At 70.5% G+C, this 16,325-nt stretch carries 16 protein-coding genes; 13 read left to right on the forward strand and 3 right to left on the reverse strand.

All coding sequences use genetic code 11. The annotated features are described in order from the left end of the window. Positions 1–55: 55 nt before the first annotated feature. Positions 56–814, reverse strand: coding sequence for a FadR/GntR family transcriptional regulator (locus ACGFSB_RS12465; protein ID WP_393397625.1), 759 nt, complete (start codon positions 812–814; stop codon positions 56–58). Between the two features lie 77 nt (positions 815–891). Between ACGFSB_RS12465 and ACGFSB_RS12470 the strand changes: the two genes are divergently transcribed. From ACGFSB_RS12470 to ACGFSB_RS12495, 6 genes are all read left to right on the forward strand, one after another. Then, positions 892–2,256 carry a glutamine synthetase family protein gene (locus ACGFSB_RS12470; protein WP_393397627.1) on the forward strand — a complete coding sequence of 455 codons (1,365 nt, stop codon included), beginning with the start codon at positions 892–894 and terminating at the stop codon, positions 2,254–2,256. A gap of 7 nt (positions 2,257–2,263) precedes the next feature. Continuing rightward, the gene (locus ACGFSB_RS12475) at positions 2,264–3,655 is read left to right on the forward strand and encodes an aldehyde dehydrogenase family protein (protein WP_393397629.1); all 1,392 of its coding nucleotides are present in this window, start codon (positions 2,264–2,266) and stop codon (positions 3,653–3,655) included. A gap of 7 nt (positions 3,656–3,662) precedes the next feature. Further along, positions 3,663–4,445: a 3-oxoacyl-ACP reductase gene (locus ACGFSB_RS12480; protein ID WP_393397631.1), complete on the forward strand. Its 783-nt coding sequence runs from the start codon at positions 3,663–3,665 to the stop codon at positions 4,443–4,445. 78 nt (positions 4,446–4,523) lie between these two features. Further along, on the forward strand, positions 4,524–5,828 hold the full coding sequence (locus ACGFSB_RS12485; RefSeq protein WP_393397633.1) for an HAD family hydrolase: 1,305 nt from the start codon (positions 4,524–4,526) through the stop codon (positions 5,826–5,828). A gap of 34 nt (positions 5,829–5,862) precedes the next feature. Further along, complete coding sequence (locus ACGFSB_RS12490) at positions 5,863–7,173, forward strand: haloacid dehalogenase-like hydrolase (protein WP_393397635.1); 1,311 nt, start codon at positions 5,863–5,865, stop codon at positions 7,171–7,173. 28 nt (positions 7,174–7,201) lie between these two features. After that, positions 7,202–8,140 (forward strand): DUF2510 domain-containing protein, encoded by a 939-nt coding sequence (locus ACGFSB_RS12495; protein WP_393397637.1) that lies wholly within the window; start codon positions 7,202–7,204, stop codon positions 8,138–8,140. 21 nt (positions 8,141–8,161) lie between these two features. On the opposite strand, the gene ACGFSB_RS12500 is transcribed toward ACGFSB_RS12495, so the two are convergent. Beyond that, positions 8,162–9,364, reverse strand: coding sequence for an amino acid deaminase/aldolase (locus ACGFSB_RS12500; RefSeq protein WP_393397639.1), 1,203 nt, complete (start codon positions 9,362–9,364; stop codon positions 8,162–8,164). A 138-nt stretch (positions 9,365–9,502) separates the two neighbouring features. On the opposite strand from ACGFSB_RS12500, the gene ACGFSB_RS12505 reads away from it, so the two are divergent. The 3 genes from ACGFSB_RS12505 to ACGFSB_RS12515 are packed head-to-tail and all read left to right on the forward strand — an operon-like array spanning position 9,503 to position 13,023. Continuing rightward, positions 9,503–11,071, forward strand: coding sequence for a hypothetical protein (locus ACGFSB_RS12505; protein ID WP_393397641.1), 1,569 nt, complete (start codon positions 9,503–9,505; stop codon positions 11,069–11,071). Beyond that, complete coding sequence (mycP, locus tag ACGFSB_RS12510) at positions 11,068–12,237, forward strand: type VII secretion-associated serine protease mycosin (protein ID WP_393397643.1); 1,170 nt, start codon at positions 11,068–11,070, stop codon at positions 12,235–12,237. Before ACGFSB_RS12505 ends, mycP begins: the two co-directional genes overlap by 4 nt. Before the next feature lie 51 nt (positions 12,238–12,288). Beyond that, entirely contained in the window at positions 12,289–13,023 is a 735-nt protein-coding gene (locus tag ACGFSB_RS12515) for an SseB family protein (RefSeq protein ID WP_393397645.1), read from the forward strand. Positions 13,024–13,027: 4 nt separating this feature from the next. Here the strand turns inward: ACGFSB_RS12515 and ACGFSB_RS12520 are convergent, their stop codons facing one another. Next, positions 13,028–13,405, reverse strand: coding sequence for a DUF1844 domain-containing protein (locus ACGFSB_RS12520; protein WP_393397647.1), 378 nt, complete (start codon positions 13,403–13,405; stop codon positions 13,028–13,030). Between the two features lie 401 nt (positions 13,406–13,806). On the opposite strand from ACGFSB_RS12520, the gene infC reads away from it, so the two are divergent. The 4 genes from infC (at position 13,807) to ACGFSB_RS12540 (ending at position 16,295) form a co-directional block, all read left to right on the forward strand. Then, a complete protein-coding gene (gene infC, locus ACGFSB_RS12525; RefSeq protein WP_393398068.1) occupies positions 13,807–14,478 on the forward strand; it encodes a translation initiation factor IF-3 in 672 nt (223 codons plus the stop codon). Between the two features lie 120 nt (positions 14,479–14,598). Continuing rightward, positions 14,599–14,793 carry a 50S ribosomal protein L35 gene (rpmI, locus tag ACGFSB_RS12530; protein WP_135330421.1) on the forward strand — a complete coding sequence of 65 codons (195 nt, stop codon included), beginning with the start codon at positions 14,599–14,601 and terminating at the stop codon, positions 14,791–14,793. Positions 14,794–14,887: 94 nt separating this feature from the next. Next, on the forward strand, positions 14,888–15,274 hold the full coding sequence (gene rplT, locus ACGFSB_RS12535; protein WP_266655864.1) for a 50S ribosomal protein L20: 387 nt from the start codon (positions 14,888–14,890) through the stop codon (positions 15,272–15,274). 175 nt (positions 15,275–15,449) lie between these two features. Further along, the gene (locus ACGFSB_RS12540) at positions 15,450–16,295 is read left to right on the forward strand and encodes a TrmH family RNA methyltransferase (RefSeq protein WP_393397650.1); all 846 of its coding nucleotides are present in this window, start codon (positions 15,450–15,452) and stop codon (positions 16,293–16,295) included. Positions 16,296–16,325 lie beyond the last annotated feature (30 nt).

The following is a 16,325-nucleotide window of genomic DNA, read 5'->3' on the forward strand; positions in this document are numbered from 1 at the left end:
CCAGAAATCAAGACCCCTGCGTTACACCGCCGTTAATCACCCCTCACCCCGCCCCTTATGTCAGGAAGCCCCGCAGCAAGGCGGCCGTGCCGCCGCAGTGCTCGCGCATCATTTCCCGTGCGCCGTCCGCATCCCCGTCGAGCACCGCCTCGACGAGCGCGGTGTGCTGGCGCTGCGAATGCTCCAGGTTCCGTACCAACAGGGGGATGCAGTCCAGGAGGTCGTTGACGGTCGCGCGGACCGCCGCGTACTGCGCGGTGAGCGAGGGGGAGCCGCAGAGCTCGGCGAGGGTGAGGTGCAGGAGGGTGTCCAGGCGGCGGTACTCGGAGAGGGGCGCCTCGTGGGTCTGCGCCAGGGCCGTGCGCAGCCGGTCGCGCTGCTCGTCGGTCAGGCCGTGCGCCGCGCAGAGACCGGCGGCCCCCACCTCCAGGACCTCGCGGAAGCGCAGTGCGTCCTCGACGTCCACGTCCGCCACGCGCCGACGCAGCTCGTCCTCGCCCGCCGCTGCGGGGCGCGGACGGACGAACGTACCGCCGTAACGGCCCCGCCGCGACTCGACGAGCCCCTGGTCCTGGAGCACCTTCAGAACCTCGCGCAGCGTGACCCGGCTGATGCCGAGCCGGTCGGCCAACTCCCGCTCCGACGGCAGACGTTCACCGCCGGGCACCAGGCCGAGGCGTACGACCTGGAGGATCTGCTCCAAGGCCTCCTCGAAACCGTTGCCCGCCCGCACGGGGCGAAGGACCGGCGTCAGCCGGTCGTCGGCGGCAGAACCGGCGGCAGAAGCCGTCGCGTCGGCATCCGTGTGCGACATCTGGCCGTACCCCCTTCCCAATCAATGGTTCTCGGCAATACCTTATGGCTCTCGGCTGACCCAAGGAGGATTTTCCCGTGGCAGACCGCACACCCCCGCTCGGGATCGAGGAGCTGCGTGCTCTCGTCACGAGCGGCGAGATCGACACTGTCGTCCTGGCCTTCCCCGATATGCAAGGGCGGCTCCAGGGCAAGCGGTTCGCCGCCCCCTTCTTCCTCGACGACGTCCTGGAGAACGGCACGGAGGGCTGCAACTACCTCCTGGCCGTCGACACTGAGATGAACACCGTCGACGGATACGCGATGTCCTCCTGGGACCGCGGCTACGGCGACTTCGCCATGCGCCCCGACCTCAGCACCCTGCGCCGCGTCCCCTGGAACGAAGGCACCGCGATGCTCATCGCGGACCTCGCCTGGAACGACGCGACGCCCGTCGTGGCCGCCCCGCGCCAGATCCTGCGCCGCCAGCTCGACCGGCTCGCGGAGCACGGCTTCACGGCCAACGTCGGCACGGAGCTCGAGTTCATCGTCTTCAAGGACACCTACGAGCAGGCCTGGGACGCGGGCTACCAGGCCCTGACCCCGGCGAACCAGTACAACATCGACTACTCCGTGCTCGGCACGGGCCGCATCGAGCCGCTCCTGCGCCGCATCCGCAACGACATGGCGGCCGCAGGACTCGTCGTCGAGTCGGCCAAGGGCGAGTGCAATCCGGGCCAGCACGAGATCGTCTTCCGTTACGACGACGCCCTCGTCACCTGCGACCAGCACGCCATCTACAAGACCGGCGCCAAGGAGATCGCGTCCCAGGAAGGTGTCTCACTCACCTTCATGGCCAAGTACAACGAGCGCGAGGGCAACTCCTGTCACATCCACCTCTCGCTCGCCGACGCGGACGGTACCAACGCCATGGCCGGTGACGGTCCCGGCGGCATGTCGGCCGTCATGCGGCACTTCCTGGCCGGGCAGCTCGCGGCGCTGAGGGAGTTCTCGCTCCTCTATGCGCCCAACATCAACTCGTACAAGCGGTTCCGGCCGGGATCCTTCGCGCCCACCGCCGCAGCCTGGGGCTACGACAACCGCACCTGCGCCCTGCGCGTCGTCGGCCACGGCCGCTCGATGCGCTTCGAGAACCGCCTCCCGGGCGGCGACGTGAACCCGCACCTCGCGGTCGCCGGACTCGTGGCCGCGGGCCTGCACGGCATAGAGCAGAAGCTCGAACTGCCCGAGGAGTGCACGGGCAACGCCTACACCGGCGACTACGCCCACGTCCCCACCACCCTGCGCGAAGCCGCCGAGCTCTGGGAGAACAGCGCCATCGCCAAGGCCGCCTTCGGCGACGAGGTGGTCGCGCACTACAGCAACATGGCCCGGGTCGAACTGGACGCCTTCGACTCCGTGGTGACCGACTGGGAGCTCCGCCGCTCCTTCGAACGTCTGTGAGGCACCCTTGCTCGACGTACAGAACCTCGACGTACAGAACCTCGAAGTACTGAATCCGGCGACGGGAGAGGTCATCGCGACTGTCCCCGCCGCCACCCCCCAGGACGTGGACGCCGCTGTCGTACGCGCGACCAGGGCGCAGGCCGAGTGGGCGGCCACCGCCCCCGCCGACCGTGCCCGGCTGCTGCGCCGCTTCGCCGCGGCCGTCGACGAACACGTCGAAGAACTCGCCCAGTTGGAGGTACGCGAAGCCGGTCACGTCATCGGCAACGCGCGCTGGGAAGCGGGCAACGTCCGCGATCTCCTCGACTTCGCGGCCGGGGGAGCGGAGCGACTGAATGGCCGTCAGATCCCTGTACCGGGCGGCCTGAACGTCACGATCCTCGAACCCCTCGGGGTCGTCGGCGTCATCGCACCCTGGAACTTCCCGATGCCGATCGCCGCCTGGGGCGCGGCTCCTGCGCTCGCGGCGGGCAACGCGGTGATCCTCAAGCCCGCCGAGACGACCCCTCTCACCGCGCTCCGACTGGCCGAACTCGCCCTGGAGGCAGGCCTTCCCGAAGGTCTCTTCCAGGTGCTGCCCGGCGCGGGCGACATCGCGGGCAACGCACTCGTCGAGCACCCCGGCGTCGCCAAGATCGTGTTCACCGGCTCCACCCGCGTCGGCAAGCAGATCATGGCCAAGTGCGCCGACCGCGTGAAGCGCGTGACCCTCGAACTCGGCGGCAAGAGCCCGAACATCGTCTTCGCCGACGCGGACGTGGAAGCAGCCGCCCTCGCCACTCCCATGTCGTATCTCGACAACTCAGGCCAGGACTGCTGCGCCCGCACGCGCATCCTCGTACAGCGGTCGGTGTACGACCGCTTCCTTGAGATCGTCCGGCCCGCGATCGAGTCGATCGTCGTCGGTGACCCGTCCGACGAGAAGACCCAGATGGGTCCGCTGATCTCCAAGTCTCAGCTGGAGCGCGTGCGTTCGTACGTTCCGGAAGGCGCCGGAATCCACGGCACGGCCCCCGAAGGCCCCGGTTTCTGGTTCCCGCCGACGCTGCTCACGGATGTCGGCCCGGACTCCGCGGTGGCCGTGGAAGAGGTCTTCGGTCCCGTCGCGGTCGTCCTCCCCTTCGAGGACGAGGCCGACGCGATCCGTCTCGCCAACGCGACCGAGTTCGGGCTCTCCGGCTCGATCTGGACGCGGGACGTCGGTAGGGCGCTGAGGGTCTCCCAGGCCGTCCGGGCCGGGAATCTGTCCGTCAACTCGCACTCCAGCGTGCGCTACTGGACCCCGTTCGGGGGTTACAAGCAGTCCGGACTCGGCCGTGAGCTCGGCCCGGACGCGCTCGCCGCTTTCACGGAAACCAAGAACGTCTTCATCAGCACGGAAAGTTCGGAGGCCTGAGCCACTCATGACTGAACAGAACATCTGCCGCCGCCTGGTGGGCCGCACCGCCGTCATCACCGGCGCGGGCAGCGGCATCGGCCTCGCCACCGCGCGCCGCCTGGCCTCCGAGGGTGCGCACGTCGTCTGCGGCGACATCGACGAGACCGCGGGCAAGGCCGCCGCGGAGTCGGTCGGCGGGACCTTCGTCAAGGTCGACGTCACGGACGCCGAGCAGGTCGACGCGCTCTTCAAGACCGCGTACGACACCTATGGCTCGGTCGACATCGCCTTCAACAACGCGGGCATCTCGCCGCCCGACGACGACTCCATCCTGGACACGGGCCTGGAAGCCTGGAAGCGCGTCCAGGAGGTCAACCTCACCTCCGTCTTCCTGTGCTGCAAGGCCGCCATCCCCTACATGCGGCGCCAGGGCAAGGGCTCGATCATCAACACCGCGTCGTTCGTGGCGAGGATGGGCGCCGCGACCTCCCAGATCTCGTACACGGCCTCCAAGGGCGGCGTCCTCGCCATGTCCCGCGAGCTCGGTGTGCAGTTCGCCCGCGAGGGCATCCGCGTGAACGCGCTCTGCCCGGGTCCGGTCAACACCCCGCTCCTCCAGGAGCTGTTCGCCAAGGACCCCGAGCGCGCCGCGCGCCGCCTCGTCCACATCCCGGTGGGCCGCTTCGCCGAGGCCGACGAGCTCGCCGCGGCCGTGGCGTTCCTCGCCAGCGACGACTCCTCGTTCGTCAACGCCACGGACTTCCTCGTGGACGGCGGCATCTCCGGGGCGTACGTCACGCCCGTGTAGTTCATCTTCCAGTAATCATCCCGTCAGCCGGGCGTCGCACGACGCCCGGCTGACCTGCGTAGACACAGGAGTGTGTACATGAACTTCAAGCGCCGCTGCACCGCCGCGGCCGCCGTGCTCGCCGTCGCGGGAACCGGCCTCCTCGGTGTCCAGGCCACGGCCGAAGCAACGCAGCCGTCTCCGTCGAACGCCGGGAAGTGCCCCACGCTGAGCATCACCAAGGGGTGGTACGGCGACAACAGGGCCAGACTCCAGCGCATGGTGGACCAGTACGGCCGCTGCGGCGACGGCGGTCATCAGGGCGCGGGCACGGGCGCGGCCAAGCCCGTCGCCACCTTCGACTGGGACAACACGGTCATCAAGAACGACGTCGGCGACGCCACCATGTTCTGGCTCCTGCGGAACAGCAAGATACGTACGCCACTGAACGCCGACTGGCACACCACGAGCCGCTATCTCACCGCCCCGGCGGCCAAGGCCCTCGCCGCGGCCTGCCCCGCCACCGCGAAGACGCTGCCCACCGGCAGCGACACGGACTGCGCCGACGAGATCGCCTCGGTCTACAGCGAGGGCACCACCACGGACGGCACCACGGCCTTCGACGGCTTCGATCACCGCCGCATGGAGCCCCAGTACGCCTGGCTCGCCCAGCTCACCCGCGGCTGGTCCACCCGCCAGGTCAAGGACTTCGCCGCCGAGGCCCGCAAGGAGAACCTCGCCGCGCCCATCGGCACCGAACAGCGGGTGGGCACCGGCAAGTTCACCGGCTGGGCCCGCTACTACGACCAGCAGCGCGATCTGATCCGTACGCTCAAGAAGGCCGGATTCGACGTCTACGTGGTCTCCGCGTCGCCCGAGCCCATCGCCGAGGTCTGGGCGAAGGGCGTCGGCGTCGACACCCGGCACACCATCGGTATCCGCAACGTCACGGCGCACGGGAAACTGACGGCCCGTCTGAAGGGCTGCGGCGCCGTCAAGGACGGCGACGACTCGATGATCACGTACATCGACGGCAAGCGCTGCTGGATCAACCAGGAGATCTACGGCGTGCGAGGCGCGGCGGCCGAGAAGGTCCAACCTCCCTACAACCGCCCGGTGTTCGCGGCGGGCGACTCCGACACGGACATCTCCTTCCTGCGCGACGCCACGGCCCTGCGGCTCGTACTGAACCGCAACAAGAACGAGCTCATGTGCCGTGCGTACGACAACGGCGACGGCCGCTGGCTGGTGAACCCCATGTTCATCGAGCCGAAGGGCAAGCTCGCGAAGCCGTACCCGTGCGCGAGCACCGGCTACACCGAACGGGACGGCAAGGAAGCCCCAGTGCGCCGCGCGGACGGGTCCATCGTCCCCGATCAGAAGGACACGGTGCACGGACCCTGACCGGACCCGAGGGATTGATGTACGGTCCATGCGCATGCGTAACAGACATGCCTTGGCGTTGACGCTGGCCACGGCCGCCACCCTGGTGGCCGCGCCGGCGTCGCTCCCCGCGGCCGCCGCCACGCCCGCGAACTCCACCGCTGCGAAAGCTCATTGCCCGCAGCTCTCCAAGAAGCTGACCTGGTACGGCGACAACCGCGCCAAGCTCCAGCAGATGATCGACGAGCGCGGACGATGCGGCTCCCACTCGGGTCACGACCAGCGAGGGCACGACGAGAAGCGTCCCGTCGCCGCCTTCGACTGGGACAACACCGTCGTCAAGAACGACATCACCGACGCGACCATCGCCTGGTCCCTCCACCACGACAAGATCCTGCGCCCCGCGAGCTGGAAGTCCACCAGCAAGTGGATGACGGACGAGGCCGACAAGGCACTCACCGCCGCCTGCGGCACCGACGTGCCCGTAGGTGCGCCGCTGCCCACCTCCACCGACACCGCCTGCGCCGACGAGATCTTCGAAGTCCGCGAGGACGGCAAGACGATGAGCGGCGCCGCCGCCTTCGCGGGGGAGTGGGACCACCGGCACACCGTCCCGCAGTACGCCTGGGTGCCCCAGCTGTTCGCCGGGCACACCGTCCCCGAACTGGAGTCGTACGCCGCGAAAGCCCGCAAGCAGGTGCTCGCGGCCCCCGTCGGCGCCACCCAGACCGTCGGCACGCACGAGATCCCCGGCTACGCCCGCTATTACGATCAGCAGCGCGACCTCATCCGCACGCTGAAGAAGGCCGGGTTCGACGTCTACATCGTCTCGGCGGGTTCGGAACCGGTGACGGAGGTCTGGTCCAAGGGCATCGGCATCGACCGGAAGCACACCGTCGCCATCCGCTCGGTCCTCGACAGCAAGGGGCGGATCACCACCTGGAACCAGGGCTGTGGCGACGTACCCGTGAACCAGGGCGAAGCCATCCCCTACATCGACGGCAAGCGCTGCTGGATCAACCAGGAGATCTACGGCGTCAAGGGCAAGTCGGCCTGGGGCAAGCAGGACCCGTCCCACCGCATCGCGCTCGGCGGCGGTGACGCCGACACGGACGTGACGTTCGTCGGCGACGCCACCGGCGCGCACCTCGTCCTGAACCGCAACAAGAACGAGGTCATGTGCCGTGCGTACGACAACGCCGACGGCCGCTGGGTCGTGAACCCCATGTTCATCGAGCCCATGAAGCAGAAGCCGGACCTCTACCCGTGCTCGACCGCCGCGTACAACGCACCGGACGGCAGCAAGGGCCCGGTCCTGCGCGAGGACGGCTCGGTGGTGCCTGATCAGGCGGACTTGGTGTTCTGATCTTCGGGGCACGTCTTAGAGTGCCCGGATGAGCATGTCGCCGCCTCCCGGCTGGTACACGGACCCGTCTGCCCCACCGGCACAGCACGTCGAGCGCTGGTGGGACGGGTCCGCGTGGACCGAACACCGGCGAGCGCCCGCTCAGCCGGTGGTTTCGGGAGGCGGTGGCAGGGCCAAGGCCGTCGCGCTGGCGGCGGCCGGGGTCGTCCTGGTCGCGGCCATCGTCACGGGAGTCGTGATTCTCGGCAAGGACGATGACGCCCCGGAGGCGGGCGCTCCCGCGCCGAGCACCTCGGAGCCGGTGGACACCTCATCGCCGACCTCGCCGACACCCACCACATCGGCGCCCGACCCCGACCCCGCCAACCTCGTCGATCAGCTCAACGGCATCACGATCCCCGTCCCCGACGGCTGGGAGAAGGCCGACAGCACGGTCGGCGGCGACCCGACCGTGCGGACCCCGGACACCTACGACTGTCCCGGCGAGGGCAGCCTCTGCCGCCACGGCACGGTCTACTCGCGCACGGCTACGGGGACCGACGAGCGTTCGCCCAAGGCGCTGGCCCTCGGCGATATCAAGGAAGCGGCGGACGGTGCGTACGACGAGGACCGAGTCGGCATGGAGCCGTTCGACGGCATCGTGAGCCACCAGAAGGTCAAGGCGGGGACCGTCGCGGTGGCAGGCCGCTCCGGCTATTACGTGCGCTGGCGGGTCCGTACGAAGACGGGCCCCGGCGGGTACGTCCAGTCCCTCGCGTTCCCCTCCAGCGCCGGGTCCGAGGCGATGGTGATCGTCCGCTTCGCGATCGACGCGGAGTCCGGGGGATCCGGGGAAGGCGAAGGGGGAGCCGACGGCGAAGGCCCCCCTCCCCTCACAGACATGGACAAGATCACCAAGGGGATCCGCGCGGTCGGCGGCGGGGCGACCAGCGGCGGCGTGGGCAACAGCGTGGGCGCGACGCCCTGACCCGCCCCGGAGGGCGGTCCCTCAGAGGAACGTGTGGCCTTCTCCCCGGTACGTCGGAACAGTCGCCGTCACCCGGTCGCCCTCGACGAGGTGGAGCGCGTCGAACCGCTCGCACATCTCCCCGGCCTTGGCGTGCCGGAACCACACCTTGTCGCCGATGAGGAGATCGTCGGCGGGCGCGCCGAGCAGCGGGGTCTGCACCTCGCCCGCGCCCTCCTGCGGGTCGTAGCGCAGCCCTTCCGGGAGGTACGGCACCGGGGAGCGGTCAGGGCCCGCGGCACCGGACGCGGGGTAGCCGCCGCCGAGGACCGTCACCGTGCCGACGCCGGGGCGGCGTACGACGGGCTGGGCGAAGAGCGCGGCGGGGCGTCCGCTGAACGACGTGTAGTTGTCGAAGAGCCGCGGTACGTAGAGACCCGACCCGGCGGCGATCTCGGTCACGGCCCGCTCGGCCGCGGTGTGCTGCACACTGCCGGTGCCGCCGCCGTTGACGAACTCCAGGTCCGGCGCGACGGCCCGCACCGCGCGGATGGTCTGGGCCCGGCGGGCGGCAAGCTCCTTGCGGGCTGCGGTCTGCATCAGCCGGATGGCCCGCGAGCGGGCCGGATGCCCGGCGACCGCGTCACCCACCCCCGCCACATGACCTTCGTACGCCATCACGCCCACGAGCCGGAAACCGGGCCGCCGGGCCACGGCGCGGGCAAGAGCGGCGACTTGGACGGGGGAGTGCAGGGGCGATCGCAGCGCCCCGATCCGGACCTTCCCCCCGAGGACCTTGTACGAGGTGTCCAGCTCCAGACAGACCCGCACCTCTTCGCGCCCGCCGTCCCTGGCCTCGTCGATGAGCCGCAGCTGCGCCGGGTCGTCGACCATCACGGTCACGGAGGAGGCGAGCTTCGGGTCGGCGGCGAGTTCGGCGAAGGCGGCGCGGTCCGCCGATGGATAGGCGAGCAGGACGTCATCGAAGCCGGACCGCGCGAGCCAGAGGGACTCGGCGAGCGTGAAGGACATGATCCCGGCGAAGCCGTCGCGGGCCAGGACGCGTTCGAGCAGGGCCCGGCAGCGTACGGACTTGCTGGCGACCCGGATCGGCTTTCCGCCCGCCCGGCGCACCAGGTCGTCGGCATTGGCGTCGAACGCCTCCAGATCGACGATCGCGAGAGGGGCGTCGAGGTGTGCGGTGGCCCGGTCGTAGCGGGCCCGGTCTGCTGCACGGGAGGTCATGGCCGAAGCCTGCCAGACACGATTACCCGAGGGTAGGGGGATGATCCGGGCAGATCGCCCGGGGGTGCGGACTGGTTCCCTCGGGACCGGAATCTGCCCTTAGAGTTACGCGCAGAAGAGCCAGGAAACGGGGGGTGCATGAGCACGGAAGCGCGACGGGCTCCCGTCCCGCCACGTCCCACGACTCCGCCCCCACCGCCGGGCCCGCCCACGGCCCTGCCGCCTCCCGCTCCGTCCGCGCGCTTCCCGGACGAGCGCCCGCAGGAACGCGAGGTGGAGGAAGGGGACCAGGACTCCGTACTCGGGGACCTGTTGGCGCCCTTCGACCGGGTGCGGTTGCCGAGGCCCACGGTGTCGTCGGACGACGAGGGTTCCGATGCCGACGCGGACATCGACGCCGATACCGATGCCGGGGCGTCGGACTCTCCGCCCCCTCCGCCCGCTTCTGCGCGATTCCCCGATACGCCGCCGCCCTCGTCGTCGACGATGACGCGGACGCACGTGCCGGACTCCGAAGCCCCGCTCCTGCCACCGCGCCCACCTGCCCCGCCAACCCCGGCGCAGGCGGACGTGCCGGACGCGGAGAGCGAGCCGGGGCCGAGCGGCGCGGACTACCGGCTCCTCCCCCCGATGCCCGCGACACCGCCGCTGGGCTCTGCGGCCGCGCCCGAGGGCATATCGGACGCGGACCCGACCCCCGCACCGCTCCCCGGCCTCGCGCCACCGCCTTGGTCCGCGTGGGCCCCCGCACCCGCATCGGAGCCCGCCGAGCCCGCCGAGCCCGCGGACAGAGCCATACCCGCGCCCACCGCCTCCCCCCGGACAACCGCCGCCCGCCGCGCGGTCGGTGCCGTCGATCTGACTCCCGGGCCCGGTTCGGGACGGCCCTTCGTGTCGTTCGCCCGGCCTGCCTTGTACGACGACAGCACCACGCGGCTGCGGCCTGTCCGCTCCTGGGCGCAGCCCCGCGCGGCCGCCGCCGCTGCCTGTGTGGTGCTCGGGCTCGGGCTCATCGGGGGTGCGGCCACCGGGAGTTGGCTGACCGGGGGCGCCGAAGGGGTGAGCGCCACGCCGAACGCGTACGCCGTGGCGGGCGACCTGTGGCACAGCGTCCCCGTGGACGAGCTCTTCCCGGCCACCATCAAGGGCGAGGGCGCGGGACCCGGCGGCGCCGACCGCACCTGGACCCGCATCGCCGTCGCCCCCGACAGCAACTGCGAGGGTGCCTTCGACCCCCTCCTGCGCAAGGCCCTCGCATCGGCGGGCTGCCTCCGGCTGCTGCGCGCCACCTACATGGACGCGACCCGCAGCCATGTCACCACCGTGGGCCTGCTGTTCACCAAGGCCGACGCCGACGCCATGCGCTCCCTGCGCACCCGCTTCACGGAGGAGGGCCTCGCCAGGCGCCCCGACCTGATGCCACGGCCGTACGCGGCCAAGGGCACCCCGGCCGCGGACTTCGGCGACGCCCAGCGCGCCTCCTGGACTGTGTCCGTGCTCCCGGACGCCCCCGTCGTCGCCTTCGCCGTCTCCGGCTTCGCCGACGGCCGCAAGGTCCCCGAACCCGAACCCGCCGAAGAGGCCGTCAAGTCCTCCGCCACCACCGCCCCCGCCCAGGCGGGCCTCGGCAACGAGGCGAAGGGCATCGCCGACCGCGTCGAGCGGCGCCTGCGCAAGGCCATCGCGGCCACGGAGAAGTCCTCATGAGAATCCGCCAGTTGGGCATCGTCGCCCTCGCCGCGTCGCTCGCGCTCCTGCCCACCGCCGCGCACGCCGACGACGGCATCCGCGCTCAGCAGTGGGCCCTCGACGCCATGCACACCGGTCAGGCCTGGGGGACCACCAAGGGCAAGGGCGTCACGGTCGCCGTCCTGGACACCGGCGTGGACCGCGAGCATCCCGACCTGACCGGCAGCGTCCTCGAAGGCAAGGACATGGTCGGCTTCGGCGCGAAGAGGGGCGACCGCCCCTGGGCCAGGCACGGCACCGCCATGGCCGGCATCATCGCGGGCCACGGACACGGCTCGGGCGGCGGCGACGGCGTACTGGGCATCGCACCGGAAGTGAAGATCCTGCCGATCCGCGTGATCCTGGAGGACGGCGACCCCTCGCGCGCGAAGGCCCGCAACACCCGGGGCAACGCCCTCGCCGACGGCATCCGCTGGGCCACCGACCACGGCGCCGACGTCATCAACCTCTCCCTCGGCGACGACTCCAAGTCGGCCCACCCCGAACCCGCCGAGGACGCGGCCGTCCAGTACGCCCTGAAGAAGGGCGCGGTCGTCGTCGCGTCGGCGGGCAACGGCGGCGAGCGCGGCGACCACATCTCGTACCCCGCGGCTTACCCCGGAGTCATCGCCGCCACCGCCGTCGACAAGAACGGCGACCGCGCGTCCTTCTCCACCCGCCGCTGGTACGCCACTGTCAGCGCCCCCGGCAAGAAGATCGTCATCGCCGACCCCGACCGCGAGTACTACGAAGGCTGGGGCACAAGCGCCGCGTCGGCGTTCGTCTCGGGCGCCGTCGCCCTGATCCGCGCCGCCCACCCCGGCCTGACCCCGCCCCAGATCAAGCAGCTGCTGGAGAGCACCGCACGGAACGTTCCCAGCGGCGGTCGCGACGACTCGCACGGCTTCGGCTTCATCGACCCGGCGGCGGCCATCACCGAGGGCGCCAAGAAGAAGCCGGACGACCTGAGCTCCGCGGCGTACGGGAAGAAGTACTTCGGTTCGGGGCCTGCCGCGGACCCGGGCGAGGACGGTCCCGCTGGCTGGGTCGGTCCGGTGGCGGGCGCCCTCGGCGTAGGGCTCCTCGTGGCGGCGGTCTACCTCTGGCGTGGCCGCCGGGGAACCCGTCCCGGCACCGCCCGATAGTCCACGGCACCGCCCGGCAGGTCCACGGCCTCGCTGGATAGGGTCAGGACCGTGGCGAACAAGAACATCCCGGACCCCGGCTTCTCCGACGACGACGGCTCCGCCGACCCCCGGCTCACCGCGGCCCTGACCGCGTGGGCCGCTGACCGCACGGCCCACGGCCCCGTCCTGGAAGCGCTCACCGGCGCCCGGCTGCTCGTCCCCGTCGTCGCTGTCCTCGGCGAGGTCGAGGAAGACGAGAACGGCCTGCGCCGCGAGAAGACGAGCGACATGGCGGTCCCCACCCTCAAGGCGGGCGACCGCAAGGCGCTGCCCGCGTTCACCTCGACCCGGGCCCTCGCCCTGTGGGACCCGGAGGCCAGGCCCGTCGCTGTCCCGCTGCACCAGGCGCTCCAGGCCGCCGCCCACGAGCAGGCCGACACGATCGTCCTCGACCTGGCAGGGCCCGTCCCGTACGAGATCAACCGGCCCGCGCTCATCGCTCTCTCCGAAGGGCGCCACACCCGGGACCCGCTCGCCGACCCCGCCGTCACGGCAGCCGTGCGCGCGGCCGTCGCCGCCGAGCCTGCCGTCCTGCGCGCCTACCTCGGCGCGGGCACCGCGGACGGCACCCTCGCGCTCGTCCTCGACCCGGCGACCGACCCGGCCGAAGCCGCCCGGCGCGTGGCCCGGCACATCGCGGCCGATGAAACACTGAGGGCCCGCCTGGTGAGCGGCCTCGACCTGGCACTGCTGCCGGCCGAGGCGACGCCACCGGGCGAGCCCCTCTACGTACGTACGGTGTGAGAACTCAGCCGTAGACCGGGCCCGTGTACTTCTCGCCCGGACCCTGGCCCGGCTCGTCCAGCACGTCGGACGACTCGCGGAAGGCCAGTTGCAGCGACTTCAGGCCGTCGCGCAGCGGGGCCGCGTGGAACGAGGAGATCTCCGTGGCGCTCGCGTCCATCAGACCGGCGAGCGAGTGGATCAGTTTGCGTGCCTCGTCCAGGTCCTTGTGGCCCTCGCCGCCCTCGGCGAGGCCCAGGTTCACGGCCGCGGCGCTCATCAGGTGGACGGCGACCGTGGTGATCACCTCGACCGCGGGGACGTCCGCGATGTCACGGGTCAGGGCGTCGAAATTGGGGGAGTCAGTGGGGGCGGACTCGGGGGCAGGGGTGGCGTCGCTCATGTCCCACACGATATGCGGAGCCCCGCAGAGCCTGAGCCGCGGGAGTCCGTGAGTGCCGCTGGTTAGCCCCACCCCCGGAGAGCTGCTAACCTTGTGTAACGACCGGCCGGATACTCGCGTGCCAACGCAGGGACCCGGCCCACAAGTGGAGGCTCCGCTTCCCACCTAGTCGCTCCTTGGAGCGGCAGGTCACCGGTCAGGCAGCCGCGGTCCTCGAGACTACGGCAGGCCCGAGTTGCGCCCCGCGATCACCGCGGAGGTGCTCCGGTAGTAATGGAGCCCCTTCCTGTGATCGGTTGGGGCATTTTTTATGTACTCACTCGGTTGGTCGAGATAGTCGAGATAACAGACGTAACGCGGCCGTCCGCCAGACCGCCGCGTGGTGCTACCGAGGAGGATCCATCAGCGCCGAGCCCCGCATCAACGACCGGATTCGCGTTCCCGAGGTGCGACTTGTCGGTCCCAGCGGCGAGCAGGTCGGGATTGTTCCGCTTGCCAAGGCCCTGGAGCTTGCACAGGAGTACGACCTCGACCTGGTCGAGGTGGCGGCTACCGCCCGTCCCCCCGTGTGCAAGCTCATGGACTACGGGAAGTTCAAGTACGAGTCGGCCATGAAGGCCCGTGAAGCGCGCAAGAACCAGGCGCACACGGTCATCAAGGAGATGAAGCTCCGGCCGAAGATCGACCCGCACGACTATGACACCAAGAAGGGTCACGTCGTCCGGTTCCTCAAGCAGGGCGACAAGGTCAAGATCACGATCATGTTCCGTGGTCGCGAGCAGTCCAGGCCGGAGCTCGGCTTCCGACTGCTGCAGCGTCTCGCGAACGACGTCGAAGACCTCGGGTTCATCGAGTCGAACCCGAAGCAGGACGGCCGAAACATGATCATGGTCCTCGGTCCGCACAAGAAGAAGACCGAAGCCATGGCCGAGGCCCGCGAGGCCCAGGCCGCCCGTAAGGCCGAGCGACAGGGCCGCACGGACGACGCCGCCGACGAGGAGACGCCCGACGAGGTCGTCGCCGAGTCCGTCGCCGAGGTCGAGGCGCCCGCCGAGGAGCCCGCCGAGGCCTGATCCGGGACGCGCATCCCACGCGCGCCTTGGATGACAACCGATACATCTGACGCTCCCTGCCCCGGTTCGCAGGAACCGGAGACCGGCAGGGAGTGCCAATGACGAGGAGAGAACGGCGCTATGCCGAAGAACAAGACGCACAGCGGTGCCAGCAAGCGCTTCAAGATCACCGGCTCCGGCAAGGTGCTCCGTGAGCGCGCCGGCAAGCGCCACCTGCTCGAGCACAAGTCGTCCCGTCTGACGCGTCGCCTCAGTGGCAACGCCGAGATGGCCCCGGGCGACGCCAAGAAGATCAAGAAGCTTCTCGGCAAGTGAGTCCGGGCGCACACCGCGCCTGAACTCTGACCGGGACCCAATCGATACCGGGTCGTGTGAGTCCAACCACGGCCCCGCTACAAGGAGTTAACAAGTGGCACGCGTCAAGCGGGCAGTCAATGCCCACAAGAAGCGTCGGGCGATCCTCGAGGCTGCCAAGGGTTACCGCGGCCAGCGCTCGCGCCTGTACCGCAAGGCCAAGGAGCAGGTCACCCACTCCCTGGTCTACAACTACAACGACCGTAAGAAGCGCAAGGGCGACTTCCGTCGGCTGTGGATCCAGCGCATCAACGCTGCGGCCCGTGAGAACGGCATGACGTACAACCGCCTCATCCAGGGTCTGAACGCCGCCAACATCGAGGTGGACCGCAAGATCCTGGCCGAGCTGGCCGTCAACGACCCGAACGCGTTCGCCGCGCTGGTCGAGGTCGCGCAGAAGGCTCTGCCGAGCGACGTCAACGCGCCCAAGGCTGCCGCGTAACGCTGCGCTGAGCTGAGCGTGACATCGGACCCGTAAGCCGAGCGGCTTGCGGGTCCGAGTGCGTTCGGCCTCTCGTCTGCCGTCGTCTGTCCGTTGCCGTCCGCGGGTCAGTTCTTGGCCGGTCGCGCAGTTCCCCGCGCCCCTGACGGGGGCTCCATCACCCGAAGGTGAGTTCATGACCGCCGCTCCCGAGCTGATCTCCCCCAAGTCACCCCGCGTCAGCGCCGCACGGCGGCTGGCCAAGCGGAACTTCCGGGGGAAGGAGCGGCTGTTTCTCGCCGAGGGGCCGCAGGCCGTGCGGGAGGCCGCTGCTTATCCGGACACGCTCGTCGAGATCTTCGCGACCGTCGAGGCCGCCGAGCGGTACGCCGACATCGTGGGGGAGGCCCGGAGTGCGGGGGCCCGGGTGCACCTCGCGGACGAGGACGTCATCGCCGACATCTCGACGACCGTGACCCCGCAGGGGCTCGTCGGGGTCTGCCGGTTTCTGGACACCCCGTTCGACGACATCCTCGCCGCACGGCCCAAGCTCGTCGCTGTCCTCGCGCATGTCCGTGATCCCGGGAACGCCGGCACCGTACTGCGGTGTGCCGATGCCGCCGGGGCCGACGCGGTCGTGCTGACCGATGCCTCCGTGGATCTCTACAACCCCAAGTGCGTCCGCGCGTCCGTCGGCTCGCTGTTCCATCTGCCCGTGGCCGTCGGCGTACCCGTCGAGCGGGCCGTCCAAGGGCTGAAGGACGCGGGCGTACGCATCCTCGCGGCGGACGGGGTGGGCGATGACGACCTCGACGACGAGCTCGACAAGGGCACCATGGGCACCCCCAGTGCCTGGGTCTTCGGCAACGAGGCGTGGGGGCTCCCGGAGGAGACCCGCGCACTCGCCGACGCCGTGGTGCGCGTTCCGATCCACGGCAGGGCCGAGAGCCTCAACCTCGCGACGGCGGCGGCCGTGTGCCTCTATGCGTCCGCCCGTGCACAGCGTGCCGTTGGAGGGTGCCGTTCCGTCACTCCCAGCTAGTAGTGTGACGGGCTCGGGGGCCTCCTGCGC

Origin of the sequence: Streptomyces sp. NPDC048441 (assembly GCF_043200235.1) — a bacterium.
In the GTDB taxonomy this organism is placed as follows: domain Bacteria; phylum Actinomycetota; class Actinomycetes; order Streptomycetales; family Streptomycetaceae; genus Streptomyces.

Excerpts from the sequence above, each read along its gene's own strand:
- ACGFSB_RS12495 (WP_393397637.1), top strand. The coding sequence starts at position 7,202 with ATGAGCATGTCGCCGCCTCCCGGCTGGTACACGGACCCGTCTGCCCCA.
- ACGFSB_RS12465 (WP_393397625.1), bottom strand. The coding sequence starts at position 814 with ATGTCGCACACGGATGCCGACGCGACGGCTTCTGCCGCCGGTTCTGCC.
- ACGFSB_RS12505 (WP_393397641.1), top strand. The coding sequence starts at position 9,503 with ATGAGCACGGAAGCGCGACGGGCTCCCGTCCCGCCACGTCCCACGACT.
- ACGFSB_RS12500 (WP_393397639.1), bottom strand. The coding sequence starts at position 9,364 with ATGACCTCCCGTGCAGCAGACCGGGCCCGCTACGACCGGGCCACCGCA.
- ACGFSB_RS12480 (WP_393397631.1), top strand. The coding sequence starts at position 3,663 with ATGACTGAACAGAACATCTGCCGCCGCCTGGTGGGCCGCACCGCCGTC.
- ACGFSB_RS12540 (WP_393397650.1), top strand. The coding sequence starts at position 15,450 with ATGACCGCCGCTCCCGAGCTGATCTCCCCCAAGTCACCCCGCGTCAGC.
- rpmI (WP_135330421.1), top strand. The coding sequence starts at position 14,599 with ATGCCGAAGAACAAGACGCACAGCGGTGCCAGCAAGCGCTTCAAGATC.
- ACGFSB_RS12520 (WP_393397647.1), bottom strand. The coding sequence starts at position 13,405 with ATGAGCGACGCCACCCCTGCCCCCGAGTCCGCCCCCACTGACTCCCCC.
- ACGFSB_RS12485 (WP_393397633.1), top strand. The coding sequence starts at position 4,524 with ATGAACTTCAAGCGCCGCTGCACCGCCGCGGCCGCCGTGCTCGCCGTC.
- mycP (WP_393397643.1), top strand. The coding sequence starts at position 11,068 with ATGAGAATCCGCCAGTTGGGCATCGTCGCCCTCGCCGCGTCGCTCGCG.
- ACGFSB_RS12490 (WP_393397635.1), top strand. The coding sequence starts at position 5,863 with ATGCGTAACAGACATGCCTTGGCGTTGACGCTGGCCACGGCCGCCACC.